This is a genomic window from Halobacillus sp. ABH2_015, from assembly GCF_056158945.1.
Map to the genome: position 1 here is coordinate 1,329,838 of NZ_JBSWUG010000002.1, position 20,556 is coordinate 1,350,393.

A 20,556-nucleotide genomic window follows, 5' to 3' on the forward strand; every position below is an offset into this window, starting at 1 on the left:
CAGGCCCATAAGGAAGGGCTGCACGTGGCTGTTGAATCCGGAGGCACGAAGCGGTTAGCCTACGGATCCGGGCGTGATCTCGTCATCGGACTGCGTGTGGTCTATCCTGATGGACGGATCATCCGTACAGGTGGAAGGTCGTAAAAAATGTTGCCGGTTATGATATGAATAAACTGTTGAAGGCATCCGTGTCTGGAAGTTTGCATTATTTGCTGCTTTTGCCATGACCATTCCGTATACCATCGTTGCAAACCTTCTCGGAACTGAATTTCCCTCTATGATTGGCGGATTGGTTGGACTGGCCATCGTCTGGACGGCTGAAAAAGGGATCTTCAATCTTGGCTCTATATTAGCCGCCATGATTATGACCGCGGCCGTCTATGTAATCGCCACCCATCATAAACGGCTTCCGGAAAGCCGGCTTCGGAACCAGAAAAACGCACGTGCAGCTAAATAAAACTACGCCCGGGATGCAGGCTGCATCCCGGGCGTGTTTTTAAATATCGATGAAGAACCAGATGACCATGATTAGTGTGATGACAATTTTAGCCGCGGTACCACTAAGGAAGCCGAATAAAGAGCCGATAGCGGCCTTGAAGGCATCCTGGCTTTCCCTCTTTTGAACAAGTTCTACAATGATGACAAGGACAAAAGGGACGACTAAGATCCCAAATGGCGGGATAATAAACGAGCCGATAATGACGCCGATGGCCGCTGCCCGCTCGCCCCATTTGCTTCCCCCATACCGTTTCACAAAATAACTATTGGCGATGATATCGGATATGATAAGCAGAATCGTAAGCACAACCGCACCGATCCAGAAAAAGACCGACAGTTCGTTCCCATCTACAAAAAAGAAATAGATCAGGAATCCAATCCATAAAACCAATGGTCCTGGAATGATCGGGAATATGACACTGGCAAAACTCGCCACGAAACTTGCAATGATGAATACCCATATTAGAATTTCCACTGTTCCATCCTCCTCATTTACACTACGCTTCTATTACGATTCACAACAAAAAAGGTTTCTAAACTTTTCTTTCTTCAATGCTTAGGTTTTGTTTGAAAGAGCAAAGTGAGCTCTCATAAGGGACCATAGCTAAGGAAATTCCGTCTCATCACCTTGTGCGTACGGGCGTCCAAGGTGTCTTGGCAACCCTAACTAAGGGATTTCAGTCGTTCCAGCGGTTCTGTAATCTTCATATTTTGCAAGTGGATAGGCTTGTATACGGACGGTTTTGAAAAACTGTCGAGGTTGTGTGTACGATAGACTTTTTCCGCAGAAGATTTCTTAGATTTTCTATAAAAAAAAGGCGGCCTTCTATTATTTAGAAGGCCGCCTCTTTTCCCGCTCATCATTTGGTAAGGTCACGAGGAGCGTTCGGTGGTGACGCCTGCCCGAGTTAGCTGAGGCCGTGCCCGCGGCAAGCATCCACCGATAAGCGGAACGTGACCATCTGGACATATGGTCACGTTCCTACGATGTGAATGGTCGTATTTCTGAAATTTACAGACCTGTGTAAGCATCCGACTTTAAAGGTTTATTTTAGTCCTAGTTCCTGGCGGTCCGGTGGAGCCATGAATTCAGGACCGACCGGGTCGTTGACATGCTTCAATAAAATCTCATCAATATCATGCATCGTCTGCTCGTCGATCTGGAAATCACTGATACCTTTGACAGGATTGAGCTGGTCCGGACGACGTCCGCCCATTAGAGCAATACCGGAGCCGGGCTGATCAAGCACCCAGCGCACCGCAAGCTGAAGGACCGATTTTCCGAACCGTTTCTCAGCAAGCTGTTCCAGTTCCTGTACAGCGTTTAAATACTGCTTGAACCGCGGCTGGTTGAATTTCGGATCATTGTTTCTCAAATCATCGCCTTCAAACTCCCGATCGGTGGACATTTTCCCGGAAAGGAGTCCGCGGCAGAGGGAACCGTAGGAGATCGTTGTGATCTCATGATCCTGCACGTATGGCAGTGTTTTGGATTCAATATCACGTTCAAATAAATTGTAAGGGGGCTGGAGCGTGTGAAGCGGTGCAGCTTCACGGAATATATCCATCTGCTCCGGCGTGAAATTACTCACTCCGATGGCACGGATTTTTCCCTGCTTATGCAGGTAGGCCAGCGCTTCAGCGGTCTCATGGATCGGTGTGACCGGGTCCGGCCAGTGCACCTGATAGATATCGATGTAATCCGTCTGCAGGCGTCGGAGGGAATCTTCCACTTCCTGGTGGATCCGCTCTTTGCTTGCATTACGGAAGACCGTTTCTTCGTCTTTCCAGTCCATAGCTACCTTCGTCGCTAAAAGAAGATCTTCGCGGCGTCCATACTGGCGGACGGCTTCTCCGACAATTTCCTCTGATTTACCAAACCCATATACAGGGGCTGTATCAATTAAGTTAATGCCTTGATCGAGAGCGGCATGAATCGTTTGGATGGATTCCTTTTCATCTGTGCCGCCCCACATCCAGCCGCCGATGGCCCATGTGCCGAGGCCGATGCGGCTGGCTTCCATTGATGTATTACTAATTCTTACTTTTTCCATTATTTCTTCACCTCCACAATCAAACACATTATGGTCTGTACCCGATTTTTGCAGAAATTAACCACACCCATTTGTAACTTTTCCAGCCGAACCTATCCACTTTCCAGATGGCAGGTTATAATGATGGTAATGACGAAAGGGGCTGGGGGAGTGGAAACAGCGGGAAAGTTTCATACAGAAAAACAAAAGCACCGGAAAAAATGGAAAAGGCCTGTATTTTGGACGCTTGGAATTACGATTTTTTTAATGATTGCTGTCGTTATTTTTGTAAACGCTTACACTTTGAGGAGCCTTCCTGAAACAGAAGGTGACGTTTCGCTGCAGGGGTTAAACGGACAGGTTGAGGTGCTCCGTGACGAAAATGGTGTGCCTCATATTGAAGCGGAAAGCCTGGATGATTTATTCATGGCCCAGGGCTATGTTCAGGCGCAGGACCGGATGTTCCAGATGGAGCTGGCCCGCAGGCAGGCGTCCGGCCGGTTGAGTGAAGTGGTTGGTGAAGCAGCCATTGAACAGGACCGGTATTTCCGGACATTGGGACTTAGACGGGCGGCGGAGAAATCGCTGGCTGTATATCCAGAGGAAACGATGGAACTGTTGCAGGCTTTCGCAGACGGAGTGAACGCTTATATGGAAACAGAGCCGCTCCCACCCGAATTTGCCATGATGGCCATTGATCCCGAGCCCTGGACACCGCTTGATTCATTAACAATTGGAAAATATATGGCTTTTGACCTGGGCGGGCACTGGGAACGCCAGGCGTTCAACTATTATATTCTGGATAATTTTTCTGAAGAGGAAGCCTATGAATTGTTTCCCGCTTATCCGGAAGGAGCTCCAACCGTTCTAGCGGATGCGGAAGGGCTGGACGTGGAAGAAAGTCTGGCTCATGCGGTTATTCCACACGAATTCAACGGCAGTAACAACTGGGTGGTCAGTGGCAGCCGGACGGCTTCCGGTTCACCGATGCTGGCTGATGATCCTCATCTCGGAATGGCCACCCCGTCCATTTGGTATCAGATGGATTTAATGGCTGATGATTACCAGGTTTCCGGTGTCATTTTTGCCGGTATCCCGGGAATCATCCTCGGCCACAACAAATCGGCAGCCTGGGGGGTGACGAACGTCGGCCCGGATGTGCAGCAGTTGTACATGGAAAAAAGAAATCCGGATAATCCGGAGGAATTTTTATATGAAGGCCGGTGGGAGCAGGCGGATGTGATCGAAGAAACCATTGAGGTGAAAGATGGAAGCGATGTTCAGATGGATGTACTGGAGACAAGACATGGTCCTGTGATCAGCGAGTTCAGTGAAGGAGCAGAGGGAGATACGGTCCTGTCGCTCCGGTGGACAGCACTGGATGCAACGACAGAGCTTGATGCGATACTGGAAATCAATCAGGCGGATGACTGGGAATCGTTTGAGAAAGGCCTGGAAAAATTTTTAGCTCCTGCACAGAATTTTGTTTTTGCCGGGAAGGACGGCACGATCGCCTATAAAGCGAACGGCCGTATTCCGATTTATGACAATCCGGATGATGCGCTGCTGCCATTAAGAGGATGGGAAGCAGAGGATGAGTGGCAGGGCTATATCCCTTTTGATGAGCTGCCTACGGTCATCAATCCTGAGGAAGGGTTTGTGGCTACAGCCAACAACAAAGTCGTTTCCGATGATTATCCTTATCACATCAGTCATAACTGGGCTCAGCCTTACCGGTATAACAGAATTGCTGAGATGCTTAAAAATCATGAATCGGTAACTTTGGCTGATATGCAGGACATGCAGATGGATGTCAAAAACCTGCAGGCTGAAGAATTTCTGCCTTATCTGTTGGAACATACGGAAGCTGAAGGAAACTTGGAAAAGCAGGCGGTCACCCTGTTGGAAGAATGGAATTTTGAAGATGATCGGAATCTCCCACAGCCGCTTCTATTCCATCTCTGGATGGCCGGCATCGAAAACGAATTGTATGAATCATCCATTCCCAAGTCCATTCAAAGTCTTTTCCGAGGTTCAGCTCAAACGACAGATGAGCTGTTGAGAATGGACAGGGACGGTGGAAATTCTTTATGGATGGAGAAAGCCGGAGGAAGTTCAAAGGTGATCACGACGGCTTTTGAAACCACGGTTCGGGAATTGGCTGAGGAATATGGGGAAGATCCTTCTGCGTGGAAATGGGGAGAGTATCACGCCGTGGAATTTACTCATCCGTTATCCAGTATTGGTTTTCTGGAGCGTTTCTTAAATCCAGGCGATCCTTCCCCTGTCAGTGGAAGCCGGGTAACCGTCAGAGCCGCGGGTTTTAATGAGAACGGCCTCGTCAATCACGGTGCCTCCTGGCGTTTTGTCATCGATATGGCCGAGTCACAGAAAGGATACCATCTCGTTGGTCCCGGGCAGTCCGGGCATTTCCGAAGCGCCTGGTACCATGATCAGCTGGAGGACTGGGTTGAAGGCGACTATCATGTAACAAGCCTGGATGAACAGGAAGGCGGAGTGCTTACGCTTAGCCCGTAACATGAATGCTTAGTCCATCCGGGTTTGGGGAATGACTAAAGATGTCATTTTCTAATAAGGGGGCATCCTGTTGTGCATGGGTTTCATGATGTTTTCATCCAGATTTTAATTTTATTAGCGATTTCCATTACCGTTATCGCGATTGCCAAATTGTTAAAGGAGCCGGATTCGATCGCGCTCGTCCTTGTCGGTCTTGTGCTGGGATTGACGGAACTTCCGGTGATCGAGGAAGCAGAACGGTACATCACACAATCGGAAGTGTTCCAAGCGACGATCATCTCTTTGTTTCTGCCGATTTTACTGGGTGATGCAACGTTGAAGCTGCCGTTTCATCATTTGTTTTCCGAAAAGAAAACCGTCATGGGACTGGCCTTTATGGGAACGTTCATTTCAGCGATTTGTATCGGGACTGCGTCCTATTTCTTCCTGGACCTTCCTTTGGCTGTTGCTTTCACGTTCGCTGCGCTCATGAGTGCGACGGATCCCATCAGTGTCCTGTCCATTTTTAAGTCGCTCGGAGTACCTAAGAAGATGTCGACGATTATGGAAGGCGAGTCTCTATTCAATGACGGGATTGCGGTCGTATTATTCAAAATCGCGAGCATTTATCTGCTTACCTACATTGAAATGGGATGGTCTGGCCTTGGCAGCGGAGTTTTCATGTTCCTGAAATTCGCCATTGGGGGGGCGCTTGTCGGTCTTGCCCTTGGATTTTTCTTCTCGCAGATCATTCGTTTCTTTGATGATTATCCGCTCGAGGTGGCCTTCAGCGCCCTCTTGTTTTTCGGGAGCTATTTCATTGCCGAGCATTTCCATACATCCGGAGTTATCGCTGTCGTCGTAGCAGGGTTTGTTTTTGGAGATTACGGGGCGAAAGTCGGCATGTCCAAGCAGACAAAAACGAACATCAACACGTTCTGGGATTCGATCACACTCCTTGCGAATGCGTTGATCTTCCTTATGGTCGGTCTGGAAATCCGGAACATCAATCTATCGGAAAACTGGGCCTATATCGCAGGGGCTGTCGTGATTGTACTGATCGGCCGGACGATCGCTCTTTATATCAGTACGGGTTGGATCAAGGAACTGAATGCCAAGGAGCGTCTGCTGATCAACTGGGGCGGTCTGCGGGGAAGTTTGTCTGTCGCCCTTGCGCTCAGTCTGCCGATGGATTTTTCCGGGAGGGACCAGGTGCTGCTGTTAACCTTCTCAGTCGTGCTGTTTTCATTGATTGTCCAAGGGCTGACATTGAAGCCGCTGATCAAAAAGCTTGGTCTTGTCTGAGTCCCGAACAAAGACGCCGTTTCCCGGCGTCTTTTTTTATGTCTAAAAGTTATAACCCCATGTTAAATGAGCATTTTCGGAACGGTTCGAACTGGTTTTATACTGAACCTGTACCAAACACATGCCTGAGTCGTTGAAAGGCAGAAGGAGAGGCTGCCGCAAGATACATGTGGGTCGTCCTTCAATGGAAAAAAAGTAATGCCTCTGTATTCCATATGTTTTGCCATCCATTCAGGAAAATAAGCGATTCCCATGCCCTGGGAAACAAAACCGGAGTGGGCATGTTCATGCACCGCCGTGCTTTCGTAAGAGCCTCCCATTTCTTCAGCCAGGGACTGGAAGCGGCTTGTGAACCGCTGGTTTTCAGCAGGAAGAATCTGATGCTCCTTCAAGCATTCCTCCAGGGATACGGTCTCCAGATCAGCAAGAGGAGAGTCATTGGAAACCCCAGCGACAAAGTGATCCCGGAATAGAAACGAAGCGTACAGCTCTTCCCATTCCGCTGGGGTCGGCGGACCGGTGGGGATGGGGACGATCCTGTCTGTCCTCCTTGCCGGGCCTTGTATCGAACTCTGGTCCACCAAGACAGCCGTGCTCCTATCTTCATAAAAAAACGACCAGCGCAAACTGGTCGTTTTCTTTTCTACGTTATGCTCGTCAGGATCTTTGGATAGGCTTTAAGGAAAGCCTGTTTGTTGTGTGAATGTGCTGTATTCACGAACAGCTTATTGGTGGTGACGGCTGCAGCAGACATCCACCGATTCTCAGGTCCCTATTTTAAAGAAGCTCTTGAAGCTGTTGGACGGCACAGGAAAGATCCTCATGGAGAACGATATCAAACCAATTGTCCTTGTCCGTAGGTTCATTATTGATCAGGATCGACGCCGCTCTGCCGTGTTCCCGTGCGAAATAAGGAAGAAGACTGAATGGTGTAACCTGCAGGGAAGTTCCCATAACGAGAAGCAGGTCAGCCTCCCTGATGATCCGCTCGGCTTCGTCATGAGCTGTAATCAGGTCCCCGAACAGCATGACGCCGGGTTTCAGCGTCGTCCCACACTCCCTGCACACAGGAACCATCCTCTCCATCACACTTTCCAACGAATAAGAGCGTCCGCAGTCCTGGCAGAACGATTGGTTCAACGTTCCGTGATACTCGAGAACAGATGAGCTGCCAGCGAGCTGGTGAAGACCGTCGACATTCTGGGTAATGACAGACACATTACGTCGCTCCGATTCAAGCTCGTGAATAAATTGATGGACGTCGTTTGGACGATACTCCTGCAGAAGCTTTAAACGGAAGATGGCTTTGTACTTTTTCCAGAAGTCATCCGGATGCCTTTGGAAATAATCGCTGGACATGTAGTATTCCCGCGCATGATCTTCTGTCCACAATCCTTCACTGGAGCGGAAATCAGGTATTCCGCTTGCCGTTGATACACCCGCCCCGGTGAGAACGACGATCCGCTCTGCGCGTTTTATCCGGCGGGCTGCTGCTTCATAGGACATGAGGATCTCTCCTTACTGTTTATTGAATCCTTTTCTCTTCACGATACCGGTCACATCCATACGCATCGGTTTTGAGAAACGACGCCGCATCTGATCCGTCCATGAGTCGCTTCGGTTGTTCGTCTGACGGGCCTCGTAATAAGAAGCAATTTCCTTGTCAAAAGCAGCAAGCTCCTCTTTGTGGTCCCGCTTGTAGCTGTTTTCAAAGTAAACAGCCTGTTTTGGCAGGCGTGGTTTAAGATCGGGCTCGTGATCCGGGACGCCGATGACCATGCCGAATAAAGGCAGGACATGCTTAGGCAGGTCAAGGATTTCATCAACTTTATCCAGTTGATTCCGAAGGCTTCCAATATAGCAGATGCCCAGTCCCATCGCTTCAGCGGCAATGGCGGCATTCTGGGACGCAAGCGCTGCATCGATGGCGGACACGAGAAAATGTTCGCTGTTTTCCAGGTTGGACAGCATCTGCTCATACTCAGATGGTGTGGCGTACAATGTATGGCGGTATAAGTCCGCACAAAAAACCAACAGGTGTCCGTTGTTTTTTACATAACCCTGGCCCGAAATTTCGGCCAGCTGGGATTTCTTCTCCTCATCCGTCACACCGATGATGCTGTAAGCCATCATGTAACTGGATGTGGAAGCCTGCTGGGCTGCTTCAATAATGGTGTTCAGTTGTTCGTCTGTCAACTTTTCATCTTTGAATTTACGGATGGAGCGGTGGTTCAACAAAGTCTCTATCGTCTGGTTCATTTTCCTGCCTCCTCAAAAGTGCTGCACATGGATCTTTTTCATTTTCTTCCTTTAAGGTAACAAAATCGACAGGAGAATGGTAATGATATGGCTGTTTTTATTCTTACAGGAATAGAAGGAATCCGTTAGAGGGGTGCAGAATCTTAAGGTATAGGAAAAAGACGAGGTGGTAAAAGTGGCGGAACTTTACAGCTTCCATTCTTTTAAAAAAAGGAAGGAAACAATAGAACTGATCCCGGATAAAAGGCTCCCCGTAGCGGTCTATCAGAGTGTGCTTTATTATATTCATCTGGATGTCACGGAACTTCAGCAGCCAGCATTTGAATACATGTCCACCCAGGGCAGTCTGCAGGAAATTTATCATGATAACCGCCTGCTTTTTCTGCATACCTTTCAATCGCTGCTGGTCCATTGGAAACTCATCTATACACCGCATGTTCTTCCGGAAAACCCGTTTGCTGTTTTTGGGACCGTCGGAGATTTATGCGCGTATATCGAAAAAAGGGTGAAAGCTCTATAAGACGATGATTACTCATGTCTTACAGCTTTCACCCTTTTTACATTGACGACTCCTAAGTATATCTGGGTAAGTCCGACACCGAACAGGACGGGAGCGGCACCAGTGACAAGGTAGGTGCTGATCATTGTCTGGATGATCCCCATGCTCATCATTAGTAGATACTTTTCCTGTTTAAAACTGAAGTAGGTCCCGATGAGGGAAAGAATGGCTAGTCCGACAAGCAGCGGTGCTGCCCATGGATAAAGGTATAAAGCTTCCATAATTATTTGTACCTCCTGATTGTTTTCTGAATTTTATAAAAGTTTATCATCTGAGTGTAATGGCTTCAACAGTGAAAAACGTCTAGTTTTGACGCTTTTCTGTTGTTTGAGGTATGGATAGGTATTCCCGTGCTGCTGCTTATTTAAACTTGTTCGTACAACATTTTTTTACATAGAGAGGGTGTTGGAAGGATGAATGGAAAGATTGTCGTTGATCATTTATCTAAAACATTTAAAAAAGGCGGGGTTCAAGCTGTCAAGGATGTTTCTTTTAACGTGGAAGACGGAGAGTTCTTCGCCTTTCTCGGTTCAAACGGAGCTGGGAAATCAACGATTGTGCAGATTTTGACTACCTTGATGAATGCAACGTCTGGATCGGCTTTTGTTGCAGGCTTTGACGTAATCAAGGAACCGGAAAAGGTGAGGCGCCATATAGGTGCGGCCCTTCAGGAAACAGGGGTCGATCCGGATCTGACCGGCCGGGAAATGCTTGAGCTGCAGGCATGGATTTTCGGGTTCGGTAAAAGGGAGGGGCGTATTCGCGCAGAAGAGCTTCTGGATATTGTGCAGCTGACGGAAGCTGCTGAGCGAAGAATCGGACGGTATTCCGGAGGCATGCGCCGGCGTCTCGATCTGGCGCTTACCCTTGTACATGAACCTGCCATCCTTTTTCTGGATGAGCCGACAACAGGGTTGGATCCCTCCAACCGTATCGCCGTGTGGGAGGAGTTGAGGCGGTTGAATAAAGACAAGGGAACGACCATTTTTTTAACCACCCAGTATTTGGAGGAAGCCGACAGTCTGGCTGACCGGATCAGCATCATTAACGATGGAGAAATCGTGGCTTCCGGAACACCCAGAGAGCTTAAGGCTCGAATAGGGAGTGACCTTATCGCCCTCACTCCTGTGGATGGAGGAGATGAAGACAGGACGCTCCACTTGTTGAAATCCGGTCTGATCGATGCGGATGTTATTAGAAAACAGGAAAAGATTTTGATTTACGTTGAGGAAGGGACGAGACAACTGTTGGAAGTGACACGTATTCTCGATCGGGAAAATATTGAAGTCGAGGATATCCAATTATCCTCTCCGACCCTGGATGATATTTTCCTGAAGATTACAGGAGAGGGGAAGAAAAGCTATGAGCAGTAATGTGTGGAGAGATACGTGGCTGATGACAAGAAGAAACGTGAAAACGACCTTAAGAAATCCGTTTTCTTTTATTCCCAATCTGATGATTTCCGCTTTTTTTCTATTGGTCTATGAAGGAGGGCTGAGCGGGATATCTCAGCTTCCAACGTTTGAGGGAGCCAACTACTTAGCTTTCATTCTGCCTGTATCCATCGTTTCGGCAGCCATTGGTGGAGCCGGTGGGGCGGGGCAGAGTATTGTGAAGGATATTGAAAACGGGTTCTTTTCCCGGCTGCTGCTGACGCCTGCCTCGCGTCTTTCGATTGTCCTTGGTCCGATCATTGCGGGGATGCTCCAGCTTTTTGTGCAGACGCTGCTTATCATCGGGATAGCTTTTTTGCTGGGTCTTGAAGTCCGGACAGGCGTGGGAGGCGTCCTGTTTGTCCTTCTGATCGCCATCGGATGGGGACTTGCCTTTGCCGGGTACTCCGCCGGTGTTGCTTTACGGACAGGGAACGCGCAGGCTGCTCAGGCCGGAACGTTTATCTTTTTTCCTCTTATATTTTTAAGCACCACGTTCGTCCCCTATGAGCTCATTGACGCGCAGTGGCTCAAAATTGCTGCGGTCATCAACCCGACCACCTATATTTTTGAGAGTATGCGGACAGTTCTGATTGATGGGTGGGTCTTCTGGGATATGATGCAGGGGGTCATCGCCATTACCATCGTCAGTACATTGACCATTACTTTTGCGGCAGTCTCAGCGAAGCGGGCGGTTTCCCGTGGATAATTAAGGAAAAAGGGAGATTCTGGCCTTCCTCGTATGGTAGACTAAGGATAATAATGAAGCAAGGAGTGGTGTTTATGTCAAATAACAGACGATTCATAACAAATAGCATCCAACAAAACAGAGGAGGACACCACTCGTAGCGTCCTCCACATATTCAGGAGGAATGGAATGAAACGGAAGGATTTTACAACATACTTTAAAGAACAGCTGCAGGATGGAGAAAAGGCCGGCAGGGTGACGACATCCACCCACGGCATTTACACAGTGGCCGACGATGAAACGGAGCGCTTCGGTGAAGTATCCGGACGCTTCCACTATCATACGGTTGAAGACAGCGGTTTTCCTGCTGTAGGGGACTGGGTTGTCATTAAGCCCTGTGATCAAAGCAGGCGTGTGAAAATCCAGCGTGTATTAAACAGGAATACGGTCTTATCCCGGAGTGCTCCTGGACAGACCCACAAAGAGCAGGTGATAGCGGCCAATGTGGACGTTGTCTTTATCGTCACAGCTTTGACTCAGGAAATGAATCCGAGAAGAGTGGAACGGTATATAGAGCAGGTGTATGAGAGTGGGGCACGTCCAGTTATCGTTTGTACGAAAAAGGATGTATCTGCGTCGCTTCATAAACAGCTGCTTCAGGTTGAACAAGCAGCCCCGGGAGTCCCTGTGTATCCTGTGAACAGCCTTCTTGGAGAAGGGCTGGAGCCATTGAAACAAGAATTAACACCTGGATTGACCGTTTCTTTGATCGGTTCTTCGGGGGTAGGGAAATCCACGTTAATGAACGCTCTGCTTGAACAAGAAGTACAGGAGACACAGGCCGTCAGGGAAGAAGATGATCGCGGGCGTCATACGACGACACATCGAGAGTTGTTCCGCCTGCCTGACGGCTCTTATATGATCGATACGCCGGGAATGAGGGAGCTTCAGCTCTGGGGAAACGGTGAAGGGAATCTTGATTATACGTTTTCTGATATTGAAGCTTTAAGCGCCGGGTGCAGGTTTCGGGACTGCCGTCACGAAGAGGAGCCGGGGTGTGCGGTCAAAGCGGCCATTCAAAGCGGAGAGATGGAAGCGAGCCGGTTGAAAAGCTACTATAAATTGAAGCGTGAACGGAGACGTCTGGAGTTGAAGGATCAGTACGGAACTCATCGGACGAATCGTATGCTGCATGGTCCCAACGCTGTCAAAGAATAAAGACATCGGTATCAACAAACGCCCCCTGAGAACAGGGGGCGTTTGTTGATACCATATAAGAAAGCATCTCCCGATAGGAGATGCTTTTTGTCGTTCTTATTTATTCATATACTTTTCGATTTCCCATTTACTGACCTGCAGGGAATACTCTGTCCATTCTTTGCGCTTTTCTTCAATATAGGCACCGGATGTGTGATCACCAAGGGCTGATAGAAGAAGCTCGTCTTTCCCAAGGGCGCCAAGCGCTTCTTTCAAGTTTGTTGGAAGTGTTGGAACACTATCGTCCTCGACTTCATACAGGTTACGGCTTTCTGCTTCACCGGCGTCCATTTCTTTCTTGATTCCGTCAAGACCCGCCTGGATCAGGACAGCAAGCGTCAAGTAAGGGTTGGCAGTCGGGTCCGGGTTCCGGACTTCGAAGCGTGTTCCTTTTCCACGGGTTGTTGGTACTCGGACCATACAGCTGCGGTTGGAGTGGGACCATGCCACACTCACCGGCGCTTCATAACCTGGTACAAGACGCTTGTAAGAGTTTACGTTCGGGTTCGTAATCGCAGCGATTCCGCTTGCGTGGTGAAGAATACCCGCAATGAACTGCTTCATTGTTTTGGAAATGCCGTCAGAAGCATCCTCATCAAAGAAGGCGCTGTCTCCGTTTTGGAACAAGGATAGGTGACAGTGCATTCCAGAACCGTTTTCACCGGAAATCGGCTTCGGCATGAAGGTTGCATGATAGTCATGGTTGGTGGCGATATCTTTGACCACGTTTTTGAATGTTTGAATGTTATCGGCTGTTTTCACCATGCTGTCAAAACGGAAGTTGATTTCGTGTTGTCCCATAGCTACTTCGTGGTGGGACGCTTCCATTTCGAATCCGTATTTCTTAAGGGTACGCACGATGTCACGGCGCACTTTATCTCCTTTATCTTTAGGAGAAGCATCGAAGTATCCGCCGCGGTCGTTCATTTCGCGGATTGGGTAGCCGGCGTTGTCCAGTTTGAATAGGAAGAATTCCGGTTCAGGACCAACGTTAACGGTATAGCCCATGTCTTCCGCTTCCTGCATCGCACGTTTAAGAATGAAGCGTGGATCGCCTTCAAATGGCGTTCCGTCCGGCTTGTAGATGTCACAGATGAAACGTGCACTGCGATCTTCGTCCACAAGGGAAGGAAGAAGCAGGAAGGTGTCGAGATCAGGATAGAGATACATGTCACTTTCCTGAATATCCGAGAATCCGGAAATGGAGGAGCTGTCAAACATTGCTTCATTCTCAAGAACCATTTCAAGCTCTTCAACTGGAAGTTCTACGTTTTTCGTATCCCCAAGCATGTCCGTGAATTCCAAGATAAGAAATTCAATATTGTTTTCCTTTACTTCATGAATGATCTGTTCTTTCGTGTATCCCATTGATTTACCCTCTCTCTTTATAATTTGTAAGTTTTGTATCCATTTCACTTTGGATATGTAGCTCTTTTTTCTTTATGTAAGGAATTCTAACATAAAGTGTAGAGTAATCTCAAACCCTTTTAGGAAATTCCCCAAAAAAATATTCTGAAACTTGTGTAAAGCAAGAAAATAAGATGGGAATCATAAACTTAAAGGGAAAGGGGATGGCCTGTCATGATAAAATTCATCCATTTATGGAAGGTTTTTTTCTGTTTTTTATACCTGTTCCTGCTCAGCGGCATGCAGCCGTGGCTTCAGGAAACGGCATCCGAGGGGCACATTTACAGGTATCTGCTTATGATGCAGACCGCCTATATTCCCGTGGGGATGATCCTTGCCCTTCCGGTGAATTTCTCTTCCTTTCATTTATCAAAGCCGGCCTTTACTCTGCTTACCTTCTATGTCATACCCTGTTTTCTGTTTCTTTATGTACCTTTTTTATTTCCAGGGTTCATGATCTTTCCAGAGGTTCTTCATGCCGACCCTTATGCAGGTATGATGGTGCAGGTGCTTCTTGGGTATGGAATGCTCTCCGTCTTGAAGGAGTGTGGCCCGTCAAAAAATGGAGGCCGTAATGGACGCGGGCGTTAATCTATTTTATAATCGTATCGGACAAGCAAACTTACATAGAAAGGATGATTTTAAATGAGTAAGACATTTATTTTCGGTCATAAAAACCCGGATACCGATACGATTACGTCTGCACTTGTGTATGCAGATCTGAAAAAGGCTCTTGGCGAGGACGTGGAACCTGTCCGCCTTGGTGAAGTGAACGGGGAAACACAATACGCACTGGATCAGTTTAACGTAGAAGCGCCGCGTCTTGTCGAGCGTGTATCTGATGAGGTGGAACAGGTGATCCTTGTCGATCACAACGAGCGGCAGCAGAGTGCAGCAGACATTGACGACGTTACGGTTCTTGAAGTCATTGACCACCACCGTATTGCCAATTTCGAAACGAAAGGCCCGCTTTACTACCGTGCAGAACCGGTCGGTTGTACAGCAACAATTCTTCTTAAGCTTTATAAGGAGAAAGGACAGGAGGTTTCCAAGCCGATGGCAGGGCTGATGCTTTCAGCTATCATCTCTGATTCCCTTCTATTTAAATCTCCGACATGCACGGAAGAAGACCGTCGTGCAGCGGAAGAGCTTGCTGAAACCGCCGGTGTCGATACAGAAGAGTACGGCTTGAACATGTTGAAGGCCGGCGCGGATATCAGTGATAAAACAGCGGAAGAATTGATTTCCCTTGATGCCAAGGAATTCGATATGGGGGGCAGGAAAGTTGAGATCGCCCAGGTGAATACCGTCGATACGAATGATGTCCTTTCCCGTAAAGCAGAACTCGAAGCAGCAATGGATATAAATGTGGCTGAAAAAGGACTGGATTTATTCGTGCTTGTCGTTACAGACATTCTTGAAAGTAACTCCACTGTCGTTGCTGTCGGTAGTGAAACAGCAGCTGTCGCCGAAGCTTTTGAAACGTCCCTTGATGGAAACCAGGCGGTCTTGAGCGGCGTTGTTTCCCGTAAGAAACAGGTCGTACCACCGCTTACTACGTATTTTGGATAAGGAACACAGAACTCCCCTTTCATAAGGGGAGTTTTTTTATGTCATTGACAGCCTGTGCAGAAAACTCTATAATTTGCGATAATGATAATCATTTTCAATAAGGGGTTGAACATGTTGACCATCACGGACATAAAAATTACCGAACAGGAAAAAACAGAAACCTTTACGTTCCGGCCCTTGAGTGAAAAGGATACCGATACGCTGTTTGAATGGATGCATCAGAGGCACATTGCCCCTTTCTGGAAGCTCGATCTTCCGATGGAATCGTTTAAAGAGTGGGTGCGGGCATCCATCACTGCAGATCATAAAGACTGTTATCTCGTAGACTGGAATGGGGAGCCGGCAGGGTATCTCATTGCTTACTGGGCGGGAGAGGATCCTGTTCACCGCCATTATGACCACGAGGCGGGAGACCTCGGCATGCATGTACTTGTAGGTCCGGAGAAATTTTTGAACAAGCAGGCAGGACGGCAGCTGCTGCAGTCCATGATTCAGTTTTTGTTTTTTACCTATCGTACAGAACGGATCATAGGAGAACCGGATATCCGCAACCGGATCATTATTCCCATTATGAAGGGTCTGGGAGGAAAGGTTCTTCACCGGATTCAACTCCCACATAAGCGGGCAGTTCTTATAGCAGGAGAGAAGCAGGCGGTTGAACATGTCCGTAAAAGCCAGGGGATCCAAGTTGCCTTCCGGATTTCAGAAGAAAAGGAGGGTGTATATGGAAAAGACGCATCAAGTAGATGAACAGGTGCTTGAATTATTACATAAAATCGGCCGGAAAATGCAGCAACTCCAGCATCCACCTTTAGATCTGTTGACAGCCCGACAGTCGCGCGAGTACTACAAAGTCGCGCGTACGTATTTCCCTGACCTCCCTGCCCAGGGTGTGAATACAAGGGAGGACAGGGTTTTGTCTGCCGATGGGCATGACATTCCTGTCCGCATCTATACGCCTTCAGATAAAGAAGACCTCCCTGTACTTGTCTATTTCCACGGCGGGGGATGGGTGTTCGGGGATATTGACAGCGCTGATTCGGTCTGCCGTTATCTCTCCTCCCATTCAGAGGTCACCATCGTTTCTGTCGGATACAGGCTTGCACCGGAGCACAAGTTCCCGGCAGCATATGATGATGCACGTGCCTCCGTTTTATGGGCCCGGCAGCAATGGCCGGACGCTCCGGTCTATTTAGGGGGAGAAAGCTCCGGTGGTAATCTGGCCGCAGCCGCTTCTGGATATTTCAGGGATAATCACGAGGTTTCTATTGAAGGGCAGCTGTTAATTACGCCGGTCCTTAATTACAATTTTTCGACGTTCAGCTATCAGGAAGACTTCCGCTATAACTTGACAACGGAAAAGATGAAATGGTTTTTCAATCATTACTTACATATGGAGGAAGAGGGAGAAAAAGAAGAAGTTTCTCCCCTTCGCCTGAAGAATAAACGCGGGCTGCCTGAAACACTGCTTGTTACAGCCCATTTCGATCCCCTGCGGGAGGAGGCCGCTGCCTATCACAGACAGCTGCAGGAGTCCGGTGTCCAGGCATCAAGGCTCCATTTCGAAGATCTCGTTCACAGTTTTATCAATATGGCGGGCGCGGTGGATCGTGCCCAAGAAGCCCTTGGGGACATAGCTGCTTCTTTCAAAACCATGATTCATCAAAACGAATCCTGACAGGAAGGACCAGGAGAACACGGCACTGCTTCGCACATCCCATGGAGAAATCCTCTTTTGTTTATCCGCATCGTTTATTCATCACCGGCGGCTTTTTTCATACACTAATAGTCGAGGTGAGGATATGCCGAGAATTCAATATAATAATTCCGACGTTGACTTGATGGCCCGTATGATGAGGGCGGAAGCGGTAGGAGAAGGAAAACAGGGGATGTTGTATGTAGGGAATGTCATTGTGAACAGGGCCAAGGCAGATTGTCTGGATTTTAGAAATGTGCGGAATATCAATGACGTCATTTATCAGGTTCAAGGCGGAAACTATTCGTTTGAAGCTGTTCAAAAAGGCAACATGTTTTATAACCGGGCACGTTCTACAGAAAAAAGACTGGCAAAAAAGAATCTGGATTACTGGCGGCAGCATCCGGCTAAATATTCCCTCTGGTATTTCAACCCCTACGCCCCATGTCCAGACACATGGTACGGCCAGCCCTTTGCCGGACAATACAAGAAGCACTGTTATTATGAGCCGGCTCCTGGGTCATGTGACAGTGTGTATATCGGAAGTTGAGCAGCAAACATGCAATGAGGCCCTTGAACGGGTCTCTTTTTTCTATAGCAAAGGGGTGGATGGAATTGCCAGTCAAGAGTTTTTTTGAAACAATAGAAGCAGGGTGCAGCCTTACATATTTCCTTTAGAGGTCATGAAAGCTGATTTGGCAGTTTTTCCTTTTTATTCCATAGTTCATGAACGTTTGATAAGGACTCATTTAGGAAAGACAATCGGAGTGCGCTTCTGCAGGCTTCCGGAGTACGAATCCGGCTTCGACCGTAAGGAACGAGGAGGGGAAAGGAATGAATACAATAGAGAGCTTGTACGAGTTTTCCATCGCTGTCCTGCTTCTATGCAGTCTGCTTTCCATCCTGCAGTTGAGAAAAACGAAAAAGGAAAGAAAGCTGTCCTTGTTTGAAACCGGTCTTTATGCGGCTATGCAGGGAGCCGCTGCCTTATGGGTCGGAACCTTTCTTTATATTTATTATATCGGGTAGGGCCCCGGATCGTTTCGAAAATCTCAGCGCGCGGTTCATATGAAAACCTGCTATACTTTTTATAAAAGATTTCGAACCTGCCAAACTGGCGGGAGAGGAGGAGCCATCGTGTTAAAGGATAAATACTTAGAACTGCTTGCCAAGGAATACGATAGTGAAGAAAAAGTGATTACCGAACTGATCAATCTGAAAGCTGTCCAGAATCTTCCCAAAGGAACGGAGCACTTCGTCAGTGATCTGCACGGCGAATACCAGGCCTTTCAGCACGTACTCCGCAATGGGTCAGGCAAAGTCCGTGAAAAAATCAGTGACTTGTACAAAGGCATTCTATCTGAACAGGAATTGAACGAATTCGCTACGCTGATTTATTATCCTGAAGAAAAAATGCAGCGGATTAAAAATTCCTTCGACCGCAGGGAGGATCTTGAGCTGTGGTATGAGGTCATGATTGAGCGGATGATCAAGCTGATTTCTTATGCCTCTTCCAAGTACACACGCTCCAAGCTCCGCAAAGCCCTTCCAGAGCCTTTTGTTTATATTGTGGAAGAACTGCTGTACAAAACCGAGGACTTTGCAAATAAGGAATCCTACTATAACAAAATCGTCCAGCAGCTGATCTCCCTCGATCAGGCTGATCAGCTGCTTATCGGGCTTTCGTATACAACACAGCGGCTCGTCGTCGATCATCTGCATGTTGTCGGGGATATCTATGACCGTGGCCCGGAGCCGGATAAGATCATGGAAACGTTGATGGACTACCATTCCCTTGATATCCAGTGGGGGAACCATGACGTTCTCTGGATCGGCGCATATGCCGGCTCACAGGTATGTCTGGCTAACATCATCCGTATTTGTGCGCGCTATAATAACCTCGATATTATTGAAGATATGTACGGCATCAATCTGCGTCCGCTGATGACCCTTGCCGAAAAGTACTATGATGATAACGTGCCTTTCCGGCCGAAAATCCAATCCGGTTACCAGCCGTCGGAGGATGAAATTGTCCAAATTTCAAAAATCCATCAGGCCATAGCCATGATCCAGTTCAAACTCGAGAGTCCAATCATTAAACGGCGCCCATATTTTAATATGGATGAACGCCTTCTACTGGAAAAAGTCGACTATGAGCGGCAGGAGATTACGCTGCAGGGAACCACGTATCCGTTGGAAAATACCTGCTTTGCGACCATTGATCCGGAAGACCCGTCCAGGCTGCTGCCAGAAGAGCAGGAAGTCATCGACAAACTGTTGTTTTCTGTCCAGCATTCTGAGAAGCTGGCGAGACATATGAAATTCTTAATGAAAAAAGGCAGTCTTTATTTGAAATATAATGGCAACCTGCTTATCCACGGGTGTATACCTATCGATGAAGATGGAAATATGGAAGAGATGAAGATTGAAAACCAGACATACGCGGGAAGGGAACTTCTTGATCAATTTGAAAAATTCCTGCGTCAGGCCTTCGCAAATCCGAATACCATCGATGACCTCGCCACTGACATGGTGTGGTATTTATGGACGGGAGAACATTCCTCCTTGTTCGGGAAACGGGCCATGACTACGTTTGAACGTTATTTCATCAGTGACAAGGCGACTCATAAAGAGAAGAAAAATCCTTATTATTACCTTCGTGAGGATGAAGAGATCTGCAGGAAAATTCTAAAGGAGTTTGATATGAACCCAGACCAGGGTCATATTATTAACGGTCATACACCTGTAAAGGAGATTGAAGGGGAAAATCCGATCAAGGCCAACGGGAAAATGGTCGTCATCGACGGTGGTTTTTCAAAAGCCTATCAGCCTAAAACCGGAATCGCCGGTTATACGCTCCTTTACAATTCTTACGGGATGCAGCTCGTCGCCCACCAGTACTTCAACTCGAAGGAAGAGGTTCTTCGTGACGGAACCGATGTATTATCCGTGAAACGCCTCGTAGACAAGGAACTGGAACGGAAAAAGGTGATGGAAACGAATGTAGGACAGGAGATTCAGGAAGATATCGATAACCTGAAGCAGCTGTTGAAAGATCGTTATTTGAAGTAAGGGAGAAGATATAATGAGTGAAACAGGGTTACTCGGGGCAGGGAGTATTCTCGTAGGAGACCTGCTTGTCCAGGGCTTGTTTTTTCTGATTCTCGCCGCTGCTGTCGTTGGTGTGGTTTCTTTTTTCATTACATCGAGAAAAAAGAAGGATAGGATGGACCGCATAGAAGAAAAGCTGGATCTGCTCATCCAGGAATGGAAGGACAAAAAATGATAACCAAAGGAAGGCTGTTTACCAGCCTTCCTTTCAGTCTGTAGAA

Annotated in this window: 21 protein-coding genes and 2 pseudogenes; 16 read left to right on the top strand and 7 right to left on the bottom strand. The window is 47.8% G+C overall.

All coding sequences use genetic code 11. The annotated features are described in order from the left end of the window. Window positions 1-42: 42 nt before the first annotated feature. A pseudogene (locus tag ACXAD6_RS07085) lies at window positions 43-176 on the top strand (FAD-binding oxidoreductase); the annotation flags it as partial. A gap of 2 nt (window positions 177-178) precedes the next feature. Next, window positions 179-328: pseudogene (locus tag ACXAD6_RS07090) on the top strand (L-lactate permease); the annotation flags it as partial. Window positions 329-496: 168 nt separating this feature from the next. Here ACXAD6_RS07090 and ACXAD6_RS07095 read toward each other — a convergent pair. Together ACXAD6_RS07095 and ACXAD6_RS07100 are read right to left on the bottom strand one after the other, a co-directional pair. After that, window positions 497-973, bottom strand: a complete 477-nt coding sequence (locus tag ACXAD6_RS07095; protein WP_474968278.1) for a DUF456 domain-containing protein — start codon at window positions 971-973, stop codon at window positions 497-499. Between the two features lie 571 nt (window positions 974-1,544). Beyond that, window positions 1,545-2,552: an aldo/keto reductase gene (locus ACXAD6_RS07100; RefSeq protein ID WP_474968279.1), complete on the bottom strand. Its 1,008-nt coding sequence runs from the start codon at window positions 2,550-2,552 to the stop codon at window positions 1,545-1,547. 123 nt (window positions 2,553-2,675) lie between these two features. Between ACXAD6_RS07100 and ACXAD6_RS07105 the strand changes: the two genes are divergently transcribed. Together ACXAD6_RS07105 and ACXAD6_RS07110 are read left to right on the top strand one after the other, a co-directional pair. Beyond that, window positions 2,676-5,069 carry a penicillin acylase family protein gene (locus ACXAD6_RS07105; RefSeq protein ID WP_474968280.1) on the top strand — a complete coding sequence of 798 codons (2,394 nt, stop codon included), beginning with the start codon at window positions 2,676-2,678 and terminating at the stop codon, window positions 5,067-5,069. Window positions 5,070-5,141: 72 nt separating this feature from the next. Then, a complete protein-coding gene (locus tag ACXAD6_RS07110; RefSeq protein ID WP_474968281.1) occupies window positions 5,142-6,353 on the top strand; it encodes a cation:proton antiporter in 1,212 nt (403 codons plus the stop codon). Window positions 6,354-6,415: 62 nt separating this feature from the next. Here the strand turns inward: ACXAD6_RS07110 and ACXAD6_RS07115 are convergent, their stop codons facing one another. The 3 genes from ACXAD6_RS07115 to nfsA all read right to left on the bottom strand — a co-directional run bounded on the left by ACXAD6_RS07115 (window position 6,416) and on the right by nfsA (window position 8,612). Continuing rightward, window positions 6,416-6,934, bottom strand: a complete 519-nt coding sequence (locus ACXAD6_RS07115; protein WP_474968282.1) for a substrate-binding domain-containing protein — start codon at window positions 6,932-6,934, stop codon at window positions 6,416-6,418. 196 nt (window positions 6,935-7,130) lie between these two features. Next, entirely contained in the window at window positions 7,131-7,859 is a 729-nt protein-coding gene (locus ACXAD6_RS07120; RefSeq protein WP_474968283.1) for an NAD-dependent protein deacylase, read from the bottom strand. 12 nt (window positions 7,860-7,871) lie between these two features. Next, window positions 7,872-8,612 (bottom strand): oxygen-insensitive NADPH nitroreductase, encoded by a 741-nt coding sequence (gene nfsA / locus ACXAD6_RS07125; protein ID WP_474968284.1) that lies wholly within the window; start codon window positions 8,610-8,612, stop codon window positions 7,872-7,874. A 175-nt stretch (window positions 8,613-8,787) separates the two neighbouring features. Between nfsA and ACXAD6_RS07130 the strand changes: the two genes are divergently transcribed. Next, complete coding sequence (locus ACXAD6_RS07130; protein ID WP_474968285.1) at window positions 8,788-9,132, top strand: hypothetical protein; 345 nt, start codon at window positions 8,788-8,790, stop codon at window positions 9,130-9,132. Window positions 9,133-9,140: 8 nt separating this feature from the next. Here the strand turns inward: ACXAD6_RS07130 and ACXAD6_RS07135 are convergent, their stop codons facing one another. Next, window positions 9,141-9,392 (bottom strand): hypothetical protein, encoded by a 252-nt coding sequence (locus tag ACXAD6_RS07135; RefSeq protein WP_474968286.1) that lies wholly within the window; start codon window positions 9,390-9,392, stop codon window positions 9,141-9,143. 192 nt (window positions 9,393-9,584) lie between these two features. Here ACXAD6_RS07135 and ACXAD6_RS07140 point away from each other — a divergent pair, with 192 nt between their 5' ends. From ACXAD6_RS07140 to rsgA, 3 genes are all read left to right on the top strand, one after another. Then, on the top strand, window positions 9,585-10,544 hold the full coding sequence (locus ACXAD6_RS07140; RefSeq protein ID WP_474968287.1) for an ATP-binding cassette domain-containing protein: 960 nt from the start codon (window positions 9,585-9,587) through the stop codon (window positions 10,542-10,544). Next, window positions 10,534-11,313, top strand: coding sequence for an ABC transporter permease (locus ACXAD6_RS07145; protein WP_474968288.1), 780 nt, complete (start codon window positions 10,534-10,536; stop codon window positions 11,311-11,313). Before ACXAD6_RS07140 ends, ACXAD6_RS07145 begins: the two co-directional genes overlap by 11 nt. A gap of 168 nt (window positions 11,314-11,481) precedes the next feature. Then, the gene (gene rsgA / locus ACXAD6_RS07150; protein WP_474968289.1) at window positions 11,482-12,510 is read left to right on the top strand and encodes a ribosome small subunit-dependent GTPase A; all 1,029 of its coding nucleotides are present in this window, start codon (window positions 11,482-11,484) and stop codon (window positions 12,508-12,510) included. 96 nt (window positions 12,511-12,606) lie between these two features. Here rsgA and glnA read toward each other — a convergent pair whose 3' ends face one another. Then, window positions 12,607-13,917 (bottom strand): type I glutamate--ammonia ligase, encoded by a 1,311-nt coding sequence (gene glnA, locus ACXAD6_RS07155; protein ID WP_474968291.1) that lies wholly within the window; start codon window positions 13,915-13,917, stop codon window positions 12,607-12,609. 279 nt (window positions 13,918-14,196) lie between these two features. Here glnA and ACXAD6_RS07160 point away from each other — a divergent pair, with 279 nt between their 5' ends. From ACXAD6_RS07160 to ACXAD6_RS07195, 8 genes are all read left to right on the top strand, one after another. After that, window positions 14,197-14,547 (top strand): hypothetical protein, encoded by a 351-nt coding sequence (locus tag ACXAD6_RS07160; RefSeq protein WP_474968292.1) that lies wholly within the window; start codon window positions 14,197-14,199, stop codon window positions 14,545-14,547. 54 nt (window positions 14,548-14,601) lie between these two features. Beyond that, window positions 14,602-15,528, top strand: coding sequence for a manganese-dependent inorganic pyrophosphatase (locus ACXAD6_RS07165; RefSeq protein WP_474968293.1), 927 nt, complete (start codon window positions 14,602-14,604; stop codon window positions 15,526-15,528). A 111-nt stretch (window positions 15,529-15,639) separates the two neighbouring features. Beyond that, window positions 15,640-16,278: a GNAT family N-acetyltransferase gene (locus ACXAD6_RS07170; RefSeq protein ID WP_474968294.1), complete on the top strand. Its 639-nt coding sequence runs from the start codon at window positions 15,640-15,642 to the stop codon at window positions 16,276-16,278. Further along, window positions 16,253-17,206: an alpha/beta hydrolase gene (locus ACXAD6_RS07175; RefSeq protein WP_474968295.1), complete on the top strand. Its 954-nt coding sequence runs from the start codon at window positions 16,253-16,255 to the stop codon at window positions 17,204-17,206. The genes ACXAD6_RS07170 and ACXAD6_RS07175 overlap by 26 nt, the downstream gene beginning before the upstream one ends. Before the next feature lie 124 nt (window positions 17,207-17,330). Then, entirely contained in the window at window positions 17,331-17,774 is a 444-nt protein-coding gene (locus ACXAD6_RS07180; RefSeq protein WP_474968296.1) for a cell wall hydrolase, read from the top strand. Between the two features lie 284 nt (window positions 17,775-18,058). Next, window positions 18,059-18,253 carry a hypothetical protein gene (locus tag ACXAD6_RS07185; RefSeq protein ID WP_474968297.1) on the top strand — a complete coding sequence of 65 codons (195 nt, stop codon included), beginning with the start codon at window positions 18,059-18,061 and terminating at the stop codon, window positions 18,251-18,253. A gap of 108 nt (window positions 18,254-18,361) precedes the next feature. Next, a complete protein-coding gene (locus ACXAD6_RS07190) occupies window positions 18,362-20,296 on the top strand; it encodes a fructose-1,6-bisphosphatase (RefSeq protein WP_474968298.1) in 1,935 nt (644 codons plus the stop codon). Window positions 20,297-20,309: 13 nt separating this feature from the next. After that, complete coding sequence (locus tag ACXAD6_RS07195; RefSeq protein WP_474968299.1) at window positions 20,310-20,510, top strand: hypothetical protein; 201 nt, start codon at window positions 20,310-20,312, stop codon at window positions 20,508-20,510. Window positions 20,511-20,556 lie beyond the last annotated feature (46 nt).